Below are 16,910 nucleotides of genomic sequence, written 5' to 3'. Positions count from 1 at the left end.
TTTAATTATAGGCCAACCCCAAAAAGATAAACCTGATTATGCTAGCCTAATAGCATCAAATTTGATGTATTGGTACTCCAATACAAATTTGCCTACATTTGAGCCAAAGTGTCCAAAAACAGATATCAAAATGCCAAAAACCACTAGCAAATCGCCCCTTTGCCATGTATCATGTGGTAGGTGGATGAAGGCTTCAGGGTACCCTCTAGCAAGTGCTCAAAGGCTTGATAGGTGCGCAAGAGTATCTGCAAGTGTAGCATATAAACTTGTAGAAGAATTAAACAAATATCATGAAGGATTATATAATGAACCATTACAGTGGAATGCACAAAAAGCTGTTGGTATAAATGCGCAATTTGATTGTGTAGATTGCCATACCCATACAATACCTAGCGCACCCAAACTTAAAAGTTAAATTAGATCCACTGTGCTTTTATGTCTAAAATTGGAGTACCAAACACCATGTCGCAATTGTCAATTTTTATGTAATTTTGCCCAACTTCTAAAATTGGCACAGTTGATACCCCTATATGGTTTGGCCTTTTTGGTGAGTGAGTGGCAAACACACCATATTGAGCTTTATCTGGATTATTGTGAGGGGGCGTTGCTAACAAGTTAAAATCGTTGAACTTGTGAAAGTAAAAAATAACCATAATATATTTAAACTCATCTAATCTAAAAAGTCCTTGAGTATACTCATCAAAAATATGCAATATAGCTTTGCGTTTTTTCTTTCATACCAATTTCAAAACTTGATTCTACCCAGCCGATAGGCTTTATATCTAAAACCAGATCTTCAAACATAGCTTTCCTCATAATTTTTTTAATTTGTAAATAAAACTAAGTATTTTTGCAACGGCTTCGTATAATTCTTCTGGTATTTGACTATCAATATTTAGTTTATATAGCTCTTGTGTAAGAGCTGGCTCTTTTTTTATGTAAACGTTGTGCTTTTTAGCTGTTTCTTCTATTATAAATGCAAGGTAGCCTTTTCCTTTTGCAATAACTTTAGGTGCTTTATCTTTTTCTTTTACGTATTTTAGCGCAACTGCCTTTTTTGGCTCATCGTTTTTTGAAGACACCAATACCCCTTAGTGATAAAGTTATCCAAAAGCCTACATTTTTATTTGCTATATACGTATTACCTACTTGCTGTGGAACCGCATTTTGAAAAACATCCAAACCAAAGCCCCAGCAATCACTTGTGTAATAAAAACCTGCCCTTTTTTGTGGAAAATAACTATCAAGTATATCTCTATTTAAACTAATGTAGGTATAAAGCTTCTTTATTGGATAGAAAAAGACAGAATATGTGATACCATTACTTGTAGTATTGAAATCCAAATCTTTTGCTGTAGTATAGCCAATAGAAAAACCAAATGTATTAAAATTAAAGTTTAGGTTATCTGCTGTGTAGGTAAATGTGTGTTTTTGCCATTGGTAATAAGCCTGAGAAGAAAAATTAAAAAAAGGAAATGGTGAAATGCGCGTTTCTTCATAAATTGGACCATTCGAATAAACATATCGTGGAAAAATATAAGTATCTATTGGATCTATAGGTTTTATTGGTGCATTTGCATAATTTGCAAATCTGTATTCTTGAGTAATTTTATTATAAAAAATTTCTCTGTAATCAGCTTCGCCTTTGTCGTTTACTGTCCTTTTAATTATCGTATTTTCAAGCGTTAAATTAAGTGCACTTTTTTGGGGATACGTATTTACAAAATCTGGAAATTCCTGTTTGACCTTTGGTACAAAAGTATAGCTAACTTCTGGTGCAATAATATGCTTATATCTATTACCACTTGATAAATCGTATATTTTAAAAAATGATGTTCTAGCAGTTAAGCTAAGCTTGGGTACAACGCTTGATTGCGAACCAGTTAAGCCATTTGAATAATTAGAAAAAAGATAATGAATTCCAGCTGTTGGTAAAAAATTGACAAAACCTATTTTAAATGGGTAAGAAAAACTTGGCGAGATATCCAAAACATTTCCTCTTAAACCATCCTGTCTGTAATTGTATGAATAAAGTGAAGAAATATCCAATGACAATTTTTTGTAAATGTCTAAATTTGTTGCTCCCATAAATACTTCTGGCAGTTTTTGTAAAGTTTGAGAGTTATTTGGTGCTACTAGATCCTGGTAAAAATAATTATTTACACCTAAAAAGTATGGTCCATTTTGTATTGAGTACATTAGCTTGCTTGTAGTATAGAGGTTACTCGTAAGCTGCATATTGTCATCATTTATAACACGCAAATTGTTCTTGTTGCTTAAATAATGAATATCTGCCTTGAGATCTCCATACTTTTTAAAATCTGCGTTTTGAGTGATATCAAGATTAAGTCTTGTACGCTTTATGTCGCCTGCTGGAGGCGTTGTGTCTTTAAACAATTCTATATCCCATTGACCTTTTATGTTATCTGTCCAATAATATCTATACTGTGTATTTAAACCATAGCCAATTTTGCCATCGTATTGTGATGTAAATGTGGCATCTTGAGATTTATTAATTGCCCAATAATATGGTTGGTAATACTTAAAACCGTTTGTTTTAGAGTAACCAAAACTAGGAAACAAAAAGCCGCTTTTTCTAACAAGAGGTTCTTCTATTGCAGGAAATACAAAAACAGGGACTTTGCCAATATTGAACCACAAAGGATAGCTAAAAACATAATTGTTTTTTACAATATAGGTATTTTTTGCATGTATTGACCATTCGGGTGCATATTTTGTATCAAAAGATAGACACTCTGGGCAATCGCAACCAGTAATTGTTGTATCACTTGCGTAGTAGTGATTTTTATCATCCATAATTATGCGCTTTGCTTTTATGTATAAATGATTTTTTGCAACAAAGCAAACCGCATTATCAGCAAAACCTTTAAAAGTATCAATATTTATGACAGCTTTTGGACCTTTTACCCAATCACCTTCATTATCATAAATTTGTACATTGCCATACAGTTGAACAATGCCGTTTGTTTTATTGTAGATAGCTTCATCTGCTTTTAATACATGGTTATCTTTTTTAATTTCGCAGTTGCCTTTTGCAATATATGTAGTTATGGCTTCATCGTATGTAATATGATCTGCTTTTATAAATGTGGGCTCATCTTTTGCAGCTAATGCTATGTTGAACAGCATCAAAATGCCAGTTAAAACTAAAAAAAACTGCTTCAAAGTGCATAAACCTTGTAAGATATTTTTGGGAATATTTTGTCTCTAAATTCAACTATTTCCAAAAAGGTTTTATCTACAGCTTGTTTTTCTAAAAAATCCAAAAGCAACTCAAAGCGTTTTAGATGCAATTTTGTGCGCTTTATTGCGTAGTCAACCATAGTGCCTGTTTTCATAATAAAAGCCCAATCTGAGCTTTGTGCAAGGAGCAATTCGCGAGCCATTTGATTTAATAAACGCTTTATCTTTTTATCTTTGGTATTTTTATAAAGCGTGGCCTTTTCAACCATCTTTATGCCAGCTTCAAATAAAGGCCTATAAATCCACTCGTTTGAGCCCTCGCACCATACATCCCCATAACCTTTATAGCCCCAGCTTGACTCGCATAAATTACTCATCTGGTTTGTTGGAAACTCTCGCAGGTAATCTTTTGCACTAGTAAATTCTACACCAAATTCTTTTACACTATGCGCTTGCCTAAAAATTTCTTCTAAAAAATTTATACCTTCCCACCACCAGTGACCAAAAAGCTCGCAATCAAACATAGCGTTTACTATAGGTTTTCTATCCATTATACTATTTAGGTATTCAAACTGCTTTTGTCTGTTAAACAAAAAGTTTGCAGCATGAATTTTGACTTTATTTTGAGCCCAAAAAGGATTGTATGGCTCTTTGCTTCCTAAATCTGAAAAGCTCGAGGTTATACGGTAATATTTTAGACCAACAAAACGTCTTTGACCATCTAAATGTAAATAAGGCTTTATGTAATCGTAATCTTCGTCATAACCAATATCTCTATAAAATTCCCTGTAATCGAAATCGCCAGGGTAGCCTTCTTTGGCACTCCAAACCTGCTTTGAAGATTCCGGATCTCTGGCAAAGCATGCAACCAGACTCGGTGTATACATTGGTGCATAAACACCATATTTTGGCATTTCGTCTGCATACATAATACTGTGTGTTTCGCCAAAAAAATACTCAATATCGTTTTTTTGCAAAATTTCTTCAATGCCCCTATAATACCCGCATTCAGCAAGCCAGATACCACTTGGTTTAAAACCAAATGTTTGTTTAAAACTATCAACACCCACTTTGACTTGAGCCTCAACCAATTTTGGTAGTGCCTGCATAAAAGGCAAAAAACCATGCGTTGCATTGCATGTTATAAGCTCTAAATTTCCACTTTCATAAAATTTTTTAAAACCCTTTGTTAAATCAAAATCATACTTTTCTAAAATTTGATGGTTACTTTCAATCCAATTTTCGTACATTAGAATAGTATTATAAAAAGGTGTATTTGCCTTTTTTTGTTTTTCTTTACTAATAAGCTCTTTTAGCTTATATATCCTTTTTTCTAGTTTTCCAATCAAATAACCATCTTTCATCATGCTTGCAAGCGTTGGTGTAATGCTCATTGTTAATTTAAATGGAATATTGTCTTTGCGAAGTCTTTCAAACATAGACAAAAGTGGCATATATGTCTCAAGGCATGCTTCATAAAACCAATCTTCTTCCAAAAAATCTTCAAACTCAGGATGTCTTACAAAAGGCAAATGTGCATGTAAAACTAAATTCAAATAACCACTCATTTTATTACTCCTTGAGATGTTTGAGCTGGCTCTCTAAAATTACCAAAATAAAAATATGTAATTTTTTCTATCTTTACACTACTTTTTTCAAACTTATCGAAAACCTTTGTTGCCATTTTTATTGTTGTATTAGTAGAAATTGAATTATTTGGCATTCTAACAAAATTTGACTGCAAAAGCCTTACAAATTTATTTTCAGAAAAAACTCCCAGTTGCAATACAAAATTAGCAGATGGTATAAGACCATTAATTCTATATCTTCCACAATAATTTCCTACATATATATCTTTATACCAATTAAACTTACCTTCAAAAAAATTATCTATATTTGTAACATCAAATAGCCTTATATAAAGTTTAGAATCATACTTTTTTTCGTATTCCCAAAATGTAAAAATATCTGTAGGGTTTACAGCAAAAGCAATAAATCTTACAGTATTAAAGCATTCTCTTATGGCAGTATCTTCAACCTGTTGCCAATATGTACCACTATAGTATTTAATACTTTCTACGTATTCTTGTTCATTTAATTGAATATTTAAACCATTCATTGCTACCCTCCTATTTAGCTTTAACATACTAAAATTTAATTAAACTGTCAAATAAATACAGATTTTATCCTATCATTGCTTTAATTTTTAAACAAGTTAGAATATTTATAAAAATTGCTTCACAAAAAAACTTGACTTTATAAAAAATTCTTTTAATCTTAAAGTTTGTTTGGAGGTTGTAATGAAAGCAGAAAAAAGAAAAAAAAGTAAATTACCAGTTTTGATTACAATTTTAATAATTTTAGCGCTGATACAAATACTAAGACCTATTGGCAAACCAAAATTAAAGCTTATCATGGCCACTAACCAAACAACTAGCGGCTCACTACAAATAAACTGGCCGCAAAATACTCAGTGTGCGCTTGCAATACAAAACGAAGGATTTATTGATAAAACACCAAATCAATCACCGTTTCCAACAGCAAGTGTAGCAAAAATAATGACAGCATACATCATTCTTAAAGATCATCCGCTCCAATTTGGCCAAAATGGAGAAGCGTTAACCATAACAAAACGCGATGTTGAAGAATACTTAAAAGATAAAGCCGATGGTCAATCCGTAGTAAAAGTCGAAGCTGGTGAAAAATTAAACGAAAGACAAATGCTAGAAGCTTTGCTTTTGCCATCTGCAAATAATATTGCAACTCTGCTTGCAAGGTGGGATGCAGGCAGTGTTGAAAATTTTGTATTAAAAATGAATCAAACAGCAAAAGAACTTGGCATGACAAATACGCATTATGCTGATCCAGCTGGTATTAGTCTAAAGACTCAAAGCAGCGCCTATGACCAGGTTTTGCTGGCACAAAAAGCATTTGAACTGCACACTTTTAGATCAATCGTTGGTATGGCTCAAGCTACTTTGCCTGTTTGCGGCACAGTATATAATGTAAACTATGTCCTTAGAAAAGATGGGATTGTTGGTATAAAAACAGGCTCAATGCCACAAATTGGAGCTAATTTTGTGTTTGCTGCAGATCATTTTGTTAGTTACAAAAAAGTAACTATTATTGGTGCAATATTTGGTGCAAGCGGAAAAGAACCTCTAATGACAGCTTTAAATGGCGCAATAAAAGCTTTAGATAGCCTAAAACCTTACCTTGACTTAAAAGAAATTGTAAAGAAAAATCAGTTAATTGCTACATTGGTTTATCCAAACGGTTTTAAAACAAATTTAATTGCAAAAGATTCTCTTTCATCAATTGTCTGGCCCTCAAAAAATACACATTTACAGATAGTGTTGGACAAAAAACTAAAATTGCCAATTAGCAAAGGTCAAATAGTTGGCAATCTAATTTATAGTGACAAAAAAATACCACTTGTTGCTCAAAGCAGTATAAATAAACCAACACTAATACAGAAACTAACAAGACTATAACAATTTACTCAATCAAAACTAAACCGTACAAAACGCTTTCTGAAAAATCAATTTTTACTAGAGAATCTAACTGTATACCCACAGCATCCAGTGAATAACGTACACTTGATGGCTTTTGACAAACTTTTGTTGTTTCATACGAGCATACAGGACACAAATTGCAATTGCCTGGAAACAATGCATATGCATAAAATTTATTTTGGGAAAAAAAATACTTTTCTTTTTCAAGTAACATTTTAATCATTTCTCTTTTTTCGTGTTCAAACATTGTATTGTCAATGTAGCATTTAATAAATAGTGCCTTTTTGTAGCTTGATATCCATTTGACAGATAAAAAATAATCTGGTGAATTTGGCGGACATGAAGGATTTTTATTATACTGTGGGCAATTTGTACATTTTATAATACTTTTTGGTGAAATTTTAATTTTACTTATTTTAACAAATTTTTCGAAAATGATATGCATTTTAAGATTTTTTTAGAATTTTTGAATAGCTATCTTTTAAATCAACAGTTTTATTAAATATTAAATGGTTTTTTGTTGAATCTGGGTCTTTGCAAAAATAACCAAGTCTTAAAAATTGAAAATTTTCAAAATCTTTTGCTTCAAGTAAAGATTTTTCTGCTTTTGCAAGCTTTATTACAAGTGAATTTGGGTTCAAATTTGATGTAAAATCTTTTTCTTCTTCTGTTTCTTCAGGGTTTTCCTTTAAAAATAGCTTATCGTATATTCTAAGTTCAACATCAAGATAATCTTTTGCATTTACCCAATGAATTGTACCTTTAACCTTTCTAGCATCCAAACTCCAGCCACCTTTGGAGTTTGGATCATAAGTACACCTAACTGTCACTACATTGCCATTTTCGTCTGTTTCGTAACCAGTGCAAACTACATAGTATGCAAATACAAGCCTAACTTCTTGGCCAACTTTTAGCCTATAAAATCCTTTAGGCGGATCTATAGCAAAATCATTTCTTTCAATAAATAGTTCTTTGCTAAAAGAAACTAGCCTTTTGCCATAAGATTCATCTTCTGGATTATTAACTGCCTCAAGGTATTCTACCTTATCATCCGGGTAATTTTCAATTATAAGTTTAATTGGATCTTGCACAACCATAGCGCGTTTTGCTTTTTTGTTCAAATCTTGCCTGGCACAATGCTCAAGTAATGCATAATCTACAATAGAATTGCTTTTTGTTACACCTATTGTTTTTATAAAATCAACTATAGAATCTCTTGTAAATCCGCGTCTTTTTAAACCTTTAATTGTAGGCATTCTAGGATCATCCCACCCATTTACGTAACCATTTTCAACTAAATGCAAAAGTTTTCGCTTGCTCAATACTGTATATGTTAAATTTAGCCTTGCAAACTCAATCTGCCTTGGGTGAAATACACCAAGCTCATCTAAAAACCAATCGTACAAAATTCTGTGATCTTCAAACTCAAGTGTACACAACGAATGCGTAACTTTTTCTATAGAATCTTCCAAACCATGCGCCCAATCATATGTAGGATAAATACACCACTTATCTTTTGTCCTATGATGGGGCGTTTTGATTATGCGATACATAACTGGGTCTCGCATATTTAAATTTGGGTGAGACATGTCAATTTTTGCCCTTAATACGCACTCACCTTCTTTAAATTCTCCATTTTTCATCTTTTCAAATAAATCTAAGTTTTCTTTTACACTTCTATTTCTGTAAGGACTCTCAATACCTGGCTGAGTTAATGTGCCTCTGCTTTGTCTAATTTCTTCTGGGCTTTGGTTGCAAACATATGCTTTGCCTTTCTCAATAAGTTTTTTAGCAAGCTCATACATTTCATCAAAGTAATCTGAAGCATAATAAACTTTATCACCAAAGTCATAACCAAGCCATTTAACATCGTCTATTATGGCGTTTATATAATCAATATTTTCTTTTGTAGGATTTGTATCATCAAAACGCAAATTACATTTGCCACCAAATTTTTTGGCTATTTCAAAGTTAATCACGATAGCTTTGGCATGTCCTATATGCAAATAACCATTTGGTTCTGGAGGAAAACGCGTTTGAACATAATTAAACCTGCCATCCTGCAAGTCTTTTATAATAATTTCTTCTATAAAATTTGAAGCTTCAAATGACTTATCCATACAAACGATTATTCTACAAAATTTAGGCGCAGAAATCAATACAATTAGCGCAAAGGTATTGATTTAAATACATTTGAGTATATAAAACTTGTTAGCATTGCACTTAACACTAGCATGCTAGCGCCTTTTGCATCCAAAATACCAAAACTTTTACCAAATTGCGATACGGCAACAAGCAAAGTCAAAGGGAAAGAAATACCAATTGGTGCTATAAAAATTTCTCTCAATTTAAAATCAGAAAACAGCAAAACAAAGCTGGACATGTATCTTACCAAAACTATCACAATTGCAACCAAACAAGCATCTTTGATCATATTTAAACTCATCATTGCACTTAAGTCAAAAGACAAGCCCACATGAATAAAAAAAATAGGAATCAAAAAGCCATTGCCAATTATGCCAAAACTTGTTTTGATATTTTCATTTTCCTGTAACGATAAAGATAAAATAAGACCACTTATAAAAGCACCAAGGATTGGTTCTATGCCTAATATATCTGATAAAAATACAAAAACTATAAGATTTAAAAAATTTGTTCTGATGCCTGTTTCTGTAGTGTTACCAGTTTTAAGAAAAATTTCGCTCAAATGAGGAAACCACCACAAAAAAAGCCTAAGAAGCCTTAAAAACAAAATAGAAAGTATCACAAATACGGCAAGCTGTGTTAGTTTTATCAAAGATTCTAAACTAAAGCCAAACTTAAAATAAAGGTTAAAAATTATTATAGCAAATAGACTCATAATTTCACCGATACTTCCAAGTATCAGTATCTTTAAACCAAACGGCTTATTAATCATATTATGCTCTTTTAAAACAGGGTACAACAAACCAATAGAAGTAACACTAAATGCCAGTGCATAAATTGCAGGTTTATTCATTTGTTTTGCAATAAAAAAAGCAAAACCGATAACTACAAAAAAATACAAAACAAATGCAAATGCATCTTTTTTTGTAACATTCTTGAGCGTTCTTATATCAAGCTCAAGCCCAGCCATATACATGAGCACAATAAAGCCAAACAATGATAAAAAATTTACAATAGCAGAATCATGCCAATTAATAGGAAACGTATTTTTAATTAAAATTCCATAAAGTATCTCGCCAACCGCAAAAGGTATGTTTATTTTTTTTGATATGAAAGGCATTATAAACATTCCAAATATTATAAGTAACAGTCTAAAAACATCCAGATCGCTCATAATGGCACTGCTAAAGCGCTATTTTTTATTTTTTTTACAATTAAATAAGCTATATGAGGCTTTAAAAAAGATATTTTTGAATTTTTTTTATAATTTAGCACCACAAGATGATTTGGGAAATGCTTTGTAAACTCAATTGTGCCCACAACAGGATTTTTAACCTGCGTTTTAAAATTTATCTTTGTTTTATACACACTTTCAAAATCACGAACCAAAGCGGCAGCTTTCCTAATCTGGATTTTTTCGCTCAAAGTAGACAGGCTATCTGGCATAACATTTAACAGTACTCTATATTCAACATTGAATATTTTTGATAATTCAATTGTGGTCTCAAGAACACCAAGCATATCAAAAGAATTCATTACGGCTATTATGCCTTTGTACGGATATGCACCTTTTGCTATTAAAAATGGCTTTGTGCATTTTTTAAAAATCGATTTCAACTTTAAATTTAAAAAATCGTCAAATTCTGGGAATATATACAAGCCTACATCTTCTTTTAAGGTAAAAATATCTTTCAATTTATCTACAATTGTATCGGGCGTACTAAGCTTTGGGTGATTTAACCTATCTGCTAAAGGAAACTTGTACGAAACAAGCGTAAATTTAGCCGATAAATTTTCTGATAAATACATTGTTTCATTGATTATGCTTTTTGGGCTGTTTTCTAAAGCTATACATTCCTGTCCATACTGTAAGGGAAACTGAGGTATGCCTTTTAGTAAAATATTTGAAATATTTTCAAGTGTTCTTGGGTTTCCTACAAGTATAACCTTATCATTTATCTTAATAACAGAATCGCCATTTGGTATAATTAACTGATCGTCTCTATAGATTGCAGCTACATGCCAACTCTTTGCTTTTAGTTTGCTTAATTTTTTGTCAGTTATGTGAGATTTTGACAAAACGCTAACTTCTATGATCTCGGACTGCCCAAGACCTATATTTATAGCTTTCGAATAATTTCTTTGCAGCCTTCCAATAACAGCCTCAATAGCCATATCGATGGGTTTTATTATTTTAGCATTGTACTGTTTAAACTCTTCCTGACGATCCTCACTGTATGATAAAACTATAATTGGTTTATCTGAGTGGAAATTAAGCCTTATTATTCGACAAACCTCAAGGTTTATATCGCTATCTGTAAATGTTGTAATAACTGCAACAAGATTTTTTAAATCCAACTTTTTCCATGTAAGAATACTGCTTGCATCCGCATGCAAAAACTCACAATCCTCAAATTGTGGTTTCAGTGAGTTGATTTTTATTGGATCTATGTCAATTGCAACTACAGGATATAATTGTGATACAGCTTCAAGTAGTTTTACTTCAAAATACCCCAAACCACATAAAATTACAAAAGGCCTATCCATAAATCTTGACCGGTTTTGGCTTCTTTATTAAAATTGAACAAATAATGGCAAAAACAGGCAATGCTTCAATAATATAAAAAACTGCACTTAATCCAAAATGATCACTAACTACACCAAATAAACTAACACCAATACCACCTGTGCCAATGGCAAAGCCTGCTGCTATACCAGAAGCAAGTGCTTTTTTATGTGGCAAAAATTCTTGAGCAAGCACTACAGTTACAGAAAATGTAGATACCAAAACAAATCCTACCAAAAATGCAAAAATAAATAGTACAGTTTCATTTTTTACATTGTTAAAAATTATATTTAAAACAAACGTCATGATCATAGTTACAAGTAAAGCATTTTTTGTACCAATTCTATCTGCTAGCATACCACCAAATATTGTGCCCACAGCACCACCAGAAAGCAAGCAAAACAACAATATTGAAACAAATGAAGGTTGATCTTTTAAATACATTGCGTATTTAAATGGCAAGTATGACATTAAACCAAAATAAATCCATGTTCTAAACATTATGTATAAGATAAGCAAAAACAAACTTAATCTGTCTATACTAAATTCAAGCGGCAAATTTATACTTTTTTTGTGCGTTTTTTTTGTTTTTTTGCTAAGAAGCAAAATCTGTATCAAAAAAATAATAGGCAAACTTATTACTAAAACACCTAGTGTACCTTTCATATCAAACCTATATATCAAAAAATAAATCAATGGTGGACCAATAGCAAAACCAATATTGCCACCCAATGAGAATATACTCATACCTGTAGCTTTTTTATCACCTGTATAGTTGCTTGCTTCATTAAAAGCCATTGGGTGAAATGCGCTAACTCCAAGCCCGCTTAGTGCAACAAGTAAAAGCAATAAATAAAAATTGCTGGTTAAACCAGAAAACCCAACACCCACGCTTGCAAGTAAAATACCCAAAACTATCAAATATCTCATGTTTTTTTATCGCCTATGTATCCAAAATATACCTGTATTACAGAAGAAAAAACATTTGTAACAAGCAAAATAATACCTGTTTGTGCATAATTTAAAGCAAACTCTTTTTTAAAAAAAGGTAGCATAGCAGGTACTGCGCTTTGATTGATATCAGTTACAATATGGCCAATAGATAGCAAAATCAAAGCAAACCAATTCACACAATGATTATAACAGATTTTTAAAAAAATGCTAATTCATTCTTTATTAGTTTGTTAATTTATGGTATAATTTTTATAATGAAAAGGCTATTTGCCAAAATAAACTATTACATAAAATACAAACTTTTGTTTTGGTTTGTAGTTTTGATTGTTTTAATTGGATTAAGTGGCTACCTTGTATTTTTTGCAATAAGTATTGGCTATTTTAACCTGCAAAAAAATTATATAAAAAGCCAAATAATTGCTCAAGAAAAACAGGCGCTAAATTCACAGCTTCTATACATAAAAAGCGAAATATACAAAAATAAAAACCAAAACCCACAACAAATAATAAATTATCTAAAACAACTAAACTTCAATAAAAATTACCACTTTTATATAAAATATGAAAACCGCATCTTTAATCTTAATACTATACCTAATGGATCTATGATAAAGCAGTCTGTTGATATATTTCCAAATATGCAAGTAATAGGCGCTGTTAAAAAAGGCTATATCAACAAAGTTCTTAATCAAAACTTATCTTATGCAAAGCAGTTGTTTTATAAATTTCTCATTAAAAGTTTTTTAATAGGACTTGTTGTTTTTATTGTATCTTTTGTAATTTTTTACAATATTTTGTCAAAATTTGACAAAAAAATTAAATTGCTTAAAAAATTATCAGAAGAATTTAAAGACTTAACCAATCCTGCTTTGAAAACCTCATGCTCAAGCGACGAAGTAAGCTGTATTATAAATAATTTTTTAGATTACTCAAACAACATAATTAAAATCCAAAAAATTAAAAATGCACTGCTACAATTTGAAGATATAGATCGAATGTATGAAGCTTTTAGAAAATTATTAAAACAAGAGTATAATCTTTTTGATGTTAATATATTTATTGTGGAAAATAACTTAATTAAAAAAACCTATGCCAATAAGATATACTGTGAAAATTGCAAAATTTCATATAACGATATATCACAGTGCAAATGTTTTCAATCTATAAAAAATGGACTGCAAAGCAACATACAATCAGAGTGCTCAAAAGACTATCATATAGTATGTTTGCCATTATTTGATAAATTTTACAAAAACAATACAACTATAATTGTTCAATTAATAGATAAAAAGCCAATAAGTGACTCAAAGGCAATCAAAAAACTATTTGAACAGGTAAAAGATGTAATAGGCTACACACTAACGATAAACATTTTTAAAAACCAAACATACAAAGATCCTCTAACAAATGCATATAACAGGCTATTTCTGGATGAATACCTATCTTTATTATTCAATGAAACACAAAGAAACAACATTAATTTTGCATGTTTGTTTATAGATATTGATAATTTTAAATCTTTAAACGACACATACGGACACAAAACAGGCGATCAATTTTTGAAAGAAATTGCCAAAATAATAAATCAAAACCTAAGAGAAAACGATGTGTGTGTAAGATACGGTGGAGAAGAATTTGTTGTAATATTAAAAAACGTGCCAAAAAATGTTGCTTTTAGCATTGCAAATCGTATTAAAAACAGTGTTGAAGCATTTACTTTAAATGGCATACGAAGAACTATTAGTATTGGTATAGCTTTTTGGCCTGATAGTTGTAAAAATTTTACAGATTGTATAAAAAATGCAGATTATGCAATGTATCAAGCTAAAAAAAGAGGAAAAAACACAGTCGTTGAATTTGAAACTTAAACATTTATTTGGTATATATTTAGGGAGGAAAGAAATGGATAAATTTTTTATTGCAGGACCTTGCGTTATAGAATCTGAAGAAATTGTATTAAAAATTGCCCAAAGGCTAAAACAAATAAGTGAAAGGTTCAACATAGAAATAATTTTTAAAGCTTCATTTGATAAAGCAAACCGCTCAAGTATTGATTCTTACAGAGGTGTTGATATTTTTAAAGGTATGGAAATTCTGGCAAAAGTTAAGAAAACTTTTAATATGAGACTCACGACCGATATACACTTGCCTAACCAGGCAGATATTGTTAAAGATACAGTTGATGTTATACAAATACCGGCTTTTCTATGCAGACAAACAGATCTTTTGGTTGCAGCTGCAAAAACTGGTAAAATTGTAAATATAAAAAAAGGGCAATTCATGGCACCATGGGATATGAAATATGCAGTAGAAAAAGTTAAAATTTCTGGCAATGACAATGTATGGTTAACAGAAAGAGGATCAAGCTTTGGGTATAATAACTTAGTGGTTGATTTTAGAGGTATGCTTATAATGAAAGAGCTTGGTGTACCTGTAATTTACGATGCTACACACTCAATGCAACTACCAGGTGGCGCAAAAAGCAGTCTTGGCACACCACAATATGCACCATTTCTAGCAAAAGCAGCAGCAAGTATTAATGTTGATGGTTTATTTTTTGAAACGCATATAAACCCAAAAGAAGCACTTTCTGATGCTTCAAACATGTTAAGTCTGGATGAATTTGAACATGCCATACCAGAAATATTAGAACACTGGTATATATCAAAAAAATATGAAACTTATTTATAATTATATCGCAAAGCGGTTTATAAAAATTTTTCTACTAGTTTTTATTAGTGCTCTTAGTCTGTTTTATGTAATTGATTTTTTTAATAATCTATCAACAATTATTTCTAATAAAGTAAAACTATCGTTTGCTTTATCTTATTACCTTGCATACACACCAAAAATGGCTTACATTTTGCTTCCTTTTATATTTAGCATAAGCACACTTATAACATTAGGATACATGGCATATACAAACGAAATTTTAGCTATGAAAAATAGTGGCATCAGTACACTTAAAATAGCAAAACCAATTTACACAATAGCTATTTTTTTGGTTTTTTTTATGATTGCGCTAGATAATTTTATTGTCCCATATACATACGATAAAGCCTTGCTTATTAGAGAAATTTATATAGAAAATAAAAATCAGAACCTCTGGGCAAAAGAAGGTGATACTTTTGTAAAAATTAATTCCATTTTTTACAATCAAAAATTGGCAAGCGATATAGAAGCATATATTGTAAGTCCAGATAGTATTAAAAAAGTAATTTTTTCTAATATGGGTAAATTTACTAAATCTGGATTAATCTTGGAAAAACCTACAATCATAGATCTGTCAAAAAGCAGTATTAATTTATCATCTAAGGACAGTTTAAGACTTAGCGAATTTAACTTTATTAGTTTTGTAAAAGGCTTAGAATATCAAACGCCAAACATTATAGAACTCTACAAAAAATACTTAAGCATAAAACACAACCGTTTTTTATATGTCTCAGAAATCGTCTTTAAGATTGTTTACGCATTAAGTATTATTGCAATTTTACCGTGCCTGATATTTATGAGTACAAATATTTCTGCAAGAAAAGACGATTTTGTACGCAAGGTTTTTTTAGGCACACTGTATTCTTTAGCTTTTTTAGGTATATTAATGCTATTTAATGCCATGGCACAGTCTAAAATTATAAACCCAATATTTCCTGTTACAGGTTTTATTTTAATATGGTTTTTCTATTTTTTGAAAAAAGTTTTGGAGAATTAGATGAAGTATATTTATGTAGTCTCTGATGGCACAGGAGAAACTGCTTTAAGATTTGTTAGAGCATTTTTGGTTCATTTTCCAAAATCAGAGATAGTGCTCAGACGTTTTGGCAATGTGAATAGCGCAAAAACAAATGAAATACTAAAAAAAGCCTTAATTGAAAAACCGCTTATTGTGGCAACGATTGCAAACAATGACTTAAGACTTAATATAACAAATATTTTTATGCAAAACAATATTGAAGTAATGGATCTATTTGGTTATTTTATAGAAAAATTTGAAACATTTCTACAGGAAAAAGCTATAAAGGCATCAGGACTCTTACATACTATTAGTGACAAATATTTTGAAAAGATAAAAGCTATAGAATACACTGTAATGCATGATGACAACAAAAGTGCAAAGGATCTTGACAAGGCGGATATTATTTTAATTGGACTCTCAAGAACCAGTAAAACACCACTTAGTATATACCTATCACAAGAAGGCTACAAAGTAGCAAACTTTGCTATAGTTAAGGACGAAAAATTACCAGATGCGCTAAATAGAGTTAATCAGGATAAAATATTTTTTTTAAGCATTAGTCCTCAACGATTGTTTGAGATAAGGCAAGAACGAGCAAAAAAACTCGGTGTTAAATCCTATGCACAAATGTCAAAAATCTACGAAGAAATAGAATACGCAGAAAATTTATACAAAAAACACCCATCGTGGAAAAAAATTGATGTTACAAAAAAGTCTATTGAAGAAGCAGCAAGCGAAATAATAGAATATTTGTCTAAAAAAATTTGATTTTTAAATGCTTTCATTATATAAT

17 protein-coding genes (1 of these 17 cut by a window edge) are annotated in these 16,910 nt (G+C 31.0%); 6 read left to right on the top strand and 11 right to left on the bottom strand.

Annotation, left to right across the window (positions count from 1 at the left end):
- Positions 1-415 carry the 3' portion of a C-GCAxxG-C-C family protein gene (locus BLQ93_RS02000; RefSeq protein ID WP_092127830.1) on the top strand. Its footprint begins 341 nt before the window's first position, so only the last 415 of its 756 coding nucleotides appear in the window; its start codon lies beyond the left edge, outside the window; its stop codon occupies positions 413-415.
- Between the two features lies 1 nt (position 416).
- Here BLQ93_RS02000 and BLQ93_RS01995 read toward each other — a convergent pair whose 3' ends face one another.
- From BLQ93_RS01995 to BLQ93_RS01975, 5 genes are all read right to left on the bottom strand, one after another.
- Positions 417-713, bottom strand: a complete 297-nt coding sequence (locus tag BLQ93_RS01995; protein ID WP_159427471.1) for a TrmO family methyltransferase domain-containing protein — start codon at positions 711-713, stop codon at positions 417-419.
- A 99-nt stretch (positions 714-812) separates the two neighbouring features.
- Entirely contained in the window at positions 813-1,082 is a 270-nt protein-coding gene (locus BLQ93_RS01990; protein ID WP_025392609.1) for an EscU/YscU/HrcU family type III secretion system export apparatus switch protein, read from the bottom strand.
- On the bottom strand, positions 1,063-3,186 hold the full coding sequence (locus tag BLQ93_RS01985; RefSeq protein WP_092127827.1) for an LPS-assembly protein LptD: 2,124 nt from the start codon (positions 3,184-3,186) through the stop codon (positions 1,063-1,065). The genes BLQ93_RS01990 and BLQ93_RS01985 overlap by 20 nt, the downstream gene beginning before the upstream one ends.
- Entirely contained in the window at positions 3,183-4,772 is a 1,590-nt protein-coding gene (locus BLQ93_RS01980; protein ID WP_025392611.1) for a glycoside hydrolase family 57 protein, read from the bottom strand. The genes BLQ93_RS01985 and BLQ93_RS01980 overlap by 4 nt, the downstream gene beginning before the upstream one ends.
- On the bottom strand, positions 4,769-5,323 hold the full coding sequence (locus BLQ93_RS01975; protein WP_159427470.1) for a DUF4912 domain-containing protein: 555 nt from the start codon (positions 5,321-5,323) through the stop codon (positions 4,769-4,771). The genes BLQ93_RS01980 and BLQ93_RS01975 overlap by 4 nt, the downstream gene beginning before the upstream one ends.
- 181 nt (positions 5,324-5,504) lie before the next feature.
- Between BLQ93_RS01975 and BLQ93_RS01970 the strand changes: the two genes are divergently transcribed.
- Positions 5,505-6,698 carry a D-alanyl-D-alanine carboxypeptidase family protein gene (locus tag BLQ93_RS01970; protein WP_092127823.1) on the top strand — a complete coding sequence of 398 codons (1,194 nt, stop codon included), beginning with the start codon at positions 5,505-5,507 and terminating at the stop codon, positions 6,696-6,698.
- A 4-nt stretch (positions 6,699-6,702) separates the two neighbouring features.
- On the opposite strand, the gene BLQ93_RS01965 is transcribed toward BLQ93_RS01970, so the two are convergent.
- From BLQ93_RS01965 to BLQ93_RS01940, 6 genes are read right to left on the bottom strand one after another with little or no spacing between them, the layout of a single operon-like run.
- A complete protein-coding gene (locus BLQ93_RS01965; RefSeq protein WP_092127821.1) occupies positions 6,703-7,164 on the bottom strand; it encodes a DUF2284 domain-containing protein in 462 nt (153 codons plus the stop codon).
- Between the two features lies 1 nt (position 7,165).
- Positions 7,166-8,839 (bottom strand): glutamine--tRNA ligase/YqeY domain fusion protein, encoded by a 1,674-nt coding sequence (locus BLQ93_RS01960; RefSeq protein ID WP_092127819.1) that lies wholly within the window; start codon positions 8,837-8,839, stop codon positions 7,166-7,168.
- A 44-nt stretch (positions 8,840-8,883) separates the two neighbouring features.
- Complete coding sequence (locus tag BLQ93_RS01955; RefSeq protein WP_092127817.1) at positions 8,884-10,038, bottom strand: cation:proton antiporter; 1,155 nt, start codon at positions 10,036-10,038, stop codon at positions 8,884-8,886.
- The gene (locus tag BLQ93_RS01950; RefSeq protein WP_092127815.1) at positions 10,035-11,411 is read right to left on the bottom strand and encodes a potassium channel family protein; all 1,377 of its coding nucleotides are present in this window, start codon (positions 11,409-11,411) and stop codon (positions 10,035-10,037) included. The genes BLQ93_RS01955 and BLQ93_RS01950 overlap by 4 nt, the downstream gene beginning before the upstream one ends.
- Positions 11,404-12,360, bottom strand: a complete 957-nt coding sequence (locus BLQ93_RS01945) for an MFS transporter (protein ID WP_092127813.1) — start codon at positions 12,358-12,360, stop codon at positions 11,404-11,406. The genes BLQ93_RS01950 and BLQ93_RS01945 overlap by 8 nt, the downstream gene beginning before the upstream one ends.
- Positions 12,357-12,560: a hypothetical protein gene (locus BLQ93_RS01940; RefSeq protein WP_051438163.1), complete on the bottom strand. Its 204-nt coding sequence runs from the start codon at positions 12,558-12,560 to the stop codon at positions 12,357-12,359. Before BLQ93_RS01940 ends, BLQ93_RS01945 begins: the two co-directional genes overlap by 4 nt.
- A 78-nt stretch (positions 12,561-12,638) precedes the next feature.
- Between BLQ93_RS01940 and BLQ93_RS01935 the strand changes: the two genes are divergently transcribed.
- The 4 genes from BLQ93_RS01935 to BLQ93_RS01920 are packed head-to-tail and all read left to right on the top strand — an operon-like array spanning position 12,639 to position 16,885.
- Positions 12,639-14,252, top strand: a complete 1,614-nt coding sequence (locus tag BLQ93_RS01935) for a GGDEF domain-containing protein (RefSeq protein WP_092127809.1) — start codon at positions 12,639-12,641, stop codon at positions 14,250-14,252.
- Positions 14,253-14,286: 34 nt separating this feature from the next.
- Positions 14,287-15,075, top strand: a complete 789-nt coding sequence (gene kdsA / locus BLQ93_RS01930) for a 3-deoxy-8-phosphooctulonate synthase (protein WP_092127807.1) — start codon at positions 14,287-14,289, stop codon at positions 15,073-15,075.
- Entirely contained in the window at positions 15,059-16,093 is a 1,035-nt protein-coding gene (locus tag BLQ93_RS01925; protein ID WP_092127805.1) for an LptF/LptG family permease, read from the top strand. The genes kdsA and BLQ93_RS01925 overlap by 17 nt, the downstream gene beginning before the upstream one ends.
- Complete coding sequence (locus BLQ93_RS01920) at positions 16,094-16,885, top strand: pyruvate, water dikinase regulatory protein (RefSeq protein WP_092127803.1); 792 nt, start codon at positions 16,094-16,096, stop codon at positions 16,883-16,885.
- Positions 16,886-16,910: the final 25 nt, after the last annotated feature.

Origin of the sequence: Desulfurella multipotens (genome assembly GCF_900101285.1) — a bacterium.
Lineage (GTDB): Bacteria > Campylobacterota_A > Desulfurellia > Desulfurellales > Desulfurellaceae > Desulfurella > Desulfurella acetivorans.
The sequence above is the reverse complement of the archived record's forward strand: the minus strand, read 5'-3'. Positions and strand labels throughout refer to the sequence as shown.

Bases quoted from the DNA above. Each gene is read 5' to 3' on its own strand.
- BLQ93_RS01970 (WP_092127823.1), top strand. From the start codon at position 5,505: ATGAAAGCAGAAAAAAGAAAAAAAAGTAAATTACCAGTTTTGATTACA.
- BLQ93_RS01945 (WP_092127813.1), bottom strand. From the start codon at position 12,360: ATGAGATATTTGATAGTTTTGGGTATTTTACTTGCAAGCGTGGGTGTT.
- BLQ93_RS01960 (WP_092127819.1), bottom strand. From the start codon at position 8,839: ATGGATAAGTCATTTGAAGCTTCAAATTTTATAGAAGAAATTATTATA.
- BLQ93_RS01980 (WP_025392611.1), bottom strand. From the start codon at position 4,772: ATGAGTGGTTATTTGAATTTAGTTTTACATGCACATTTGCCTTTTGTA.
- BLQ93_RS01935 (WP_092127809.1), top strand. From the start codon at position 12,639: ATGAAAAGGCTATTTGCCAAAATAAACTATTACATAAAATACAAACTT.
- BLQ93_RS01950 (WP_092127815.1), bottom strand. From the start codon at position 11,411: ATGGATAGGCCTTTTGTAATTTTATGTGGTTTGGGGTATTTTGAAGTA.
- kdsA (WP_092127807.1), top strand. From the start codon at position 14,287: ATGGATAAATTTTTTATTGCAGGACCTTGCGTTATAGAATCTGAAGAA.
- BLQ93_RS01920 (WP_092127803.1), top strand. From the start codon at position 16,094: ATGAAGTATATTTATGTAGTCTCTGATGGCACAGGAGAAACTGCTTTA.
- BLQ93_RS01975 (WP_159427470.1), bottom strand. From the start codon at position 5,323: ATGAATGGTTTAAATATTCAATTAAATGAACAAGAATACGTAGAAAGT.
- BLQ93_RS01925 (WP_092127805.1), top strand. From the start codon at position 15,059: ATGAAACTTATTTATAATTATATCGCAAAGCGGTTTATAAAAATTTTT.
- BLQ93_RS01955 (WP_092127817.1), bottom strand. From the start codon at position 10,038: ATGAGCGATCTGGATGTTTTTAGACTGTTACTTATAATATTTGGAATG.
- BLQ93_RS01965 (WP_092127821.1), bottom strand. From the start codon at position 7,164: ATGCATATCATTTTCGAAAAATTTGTTAAAATAAGTAAAATTAAAATT.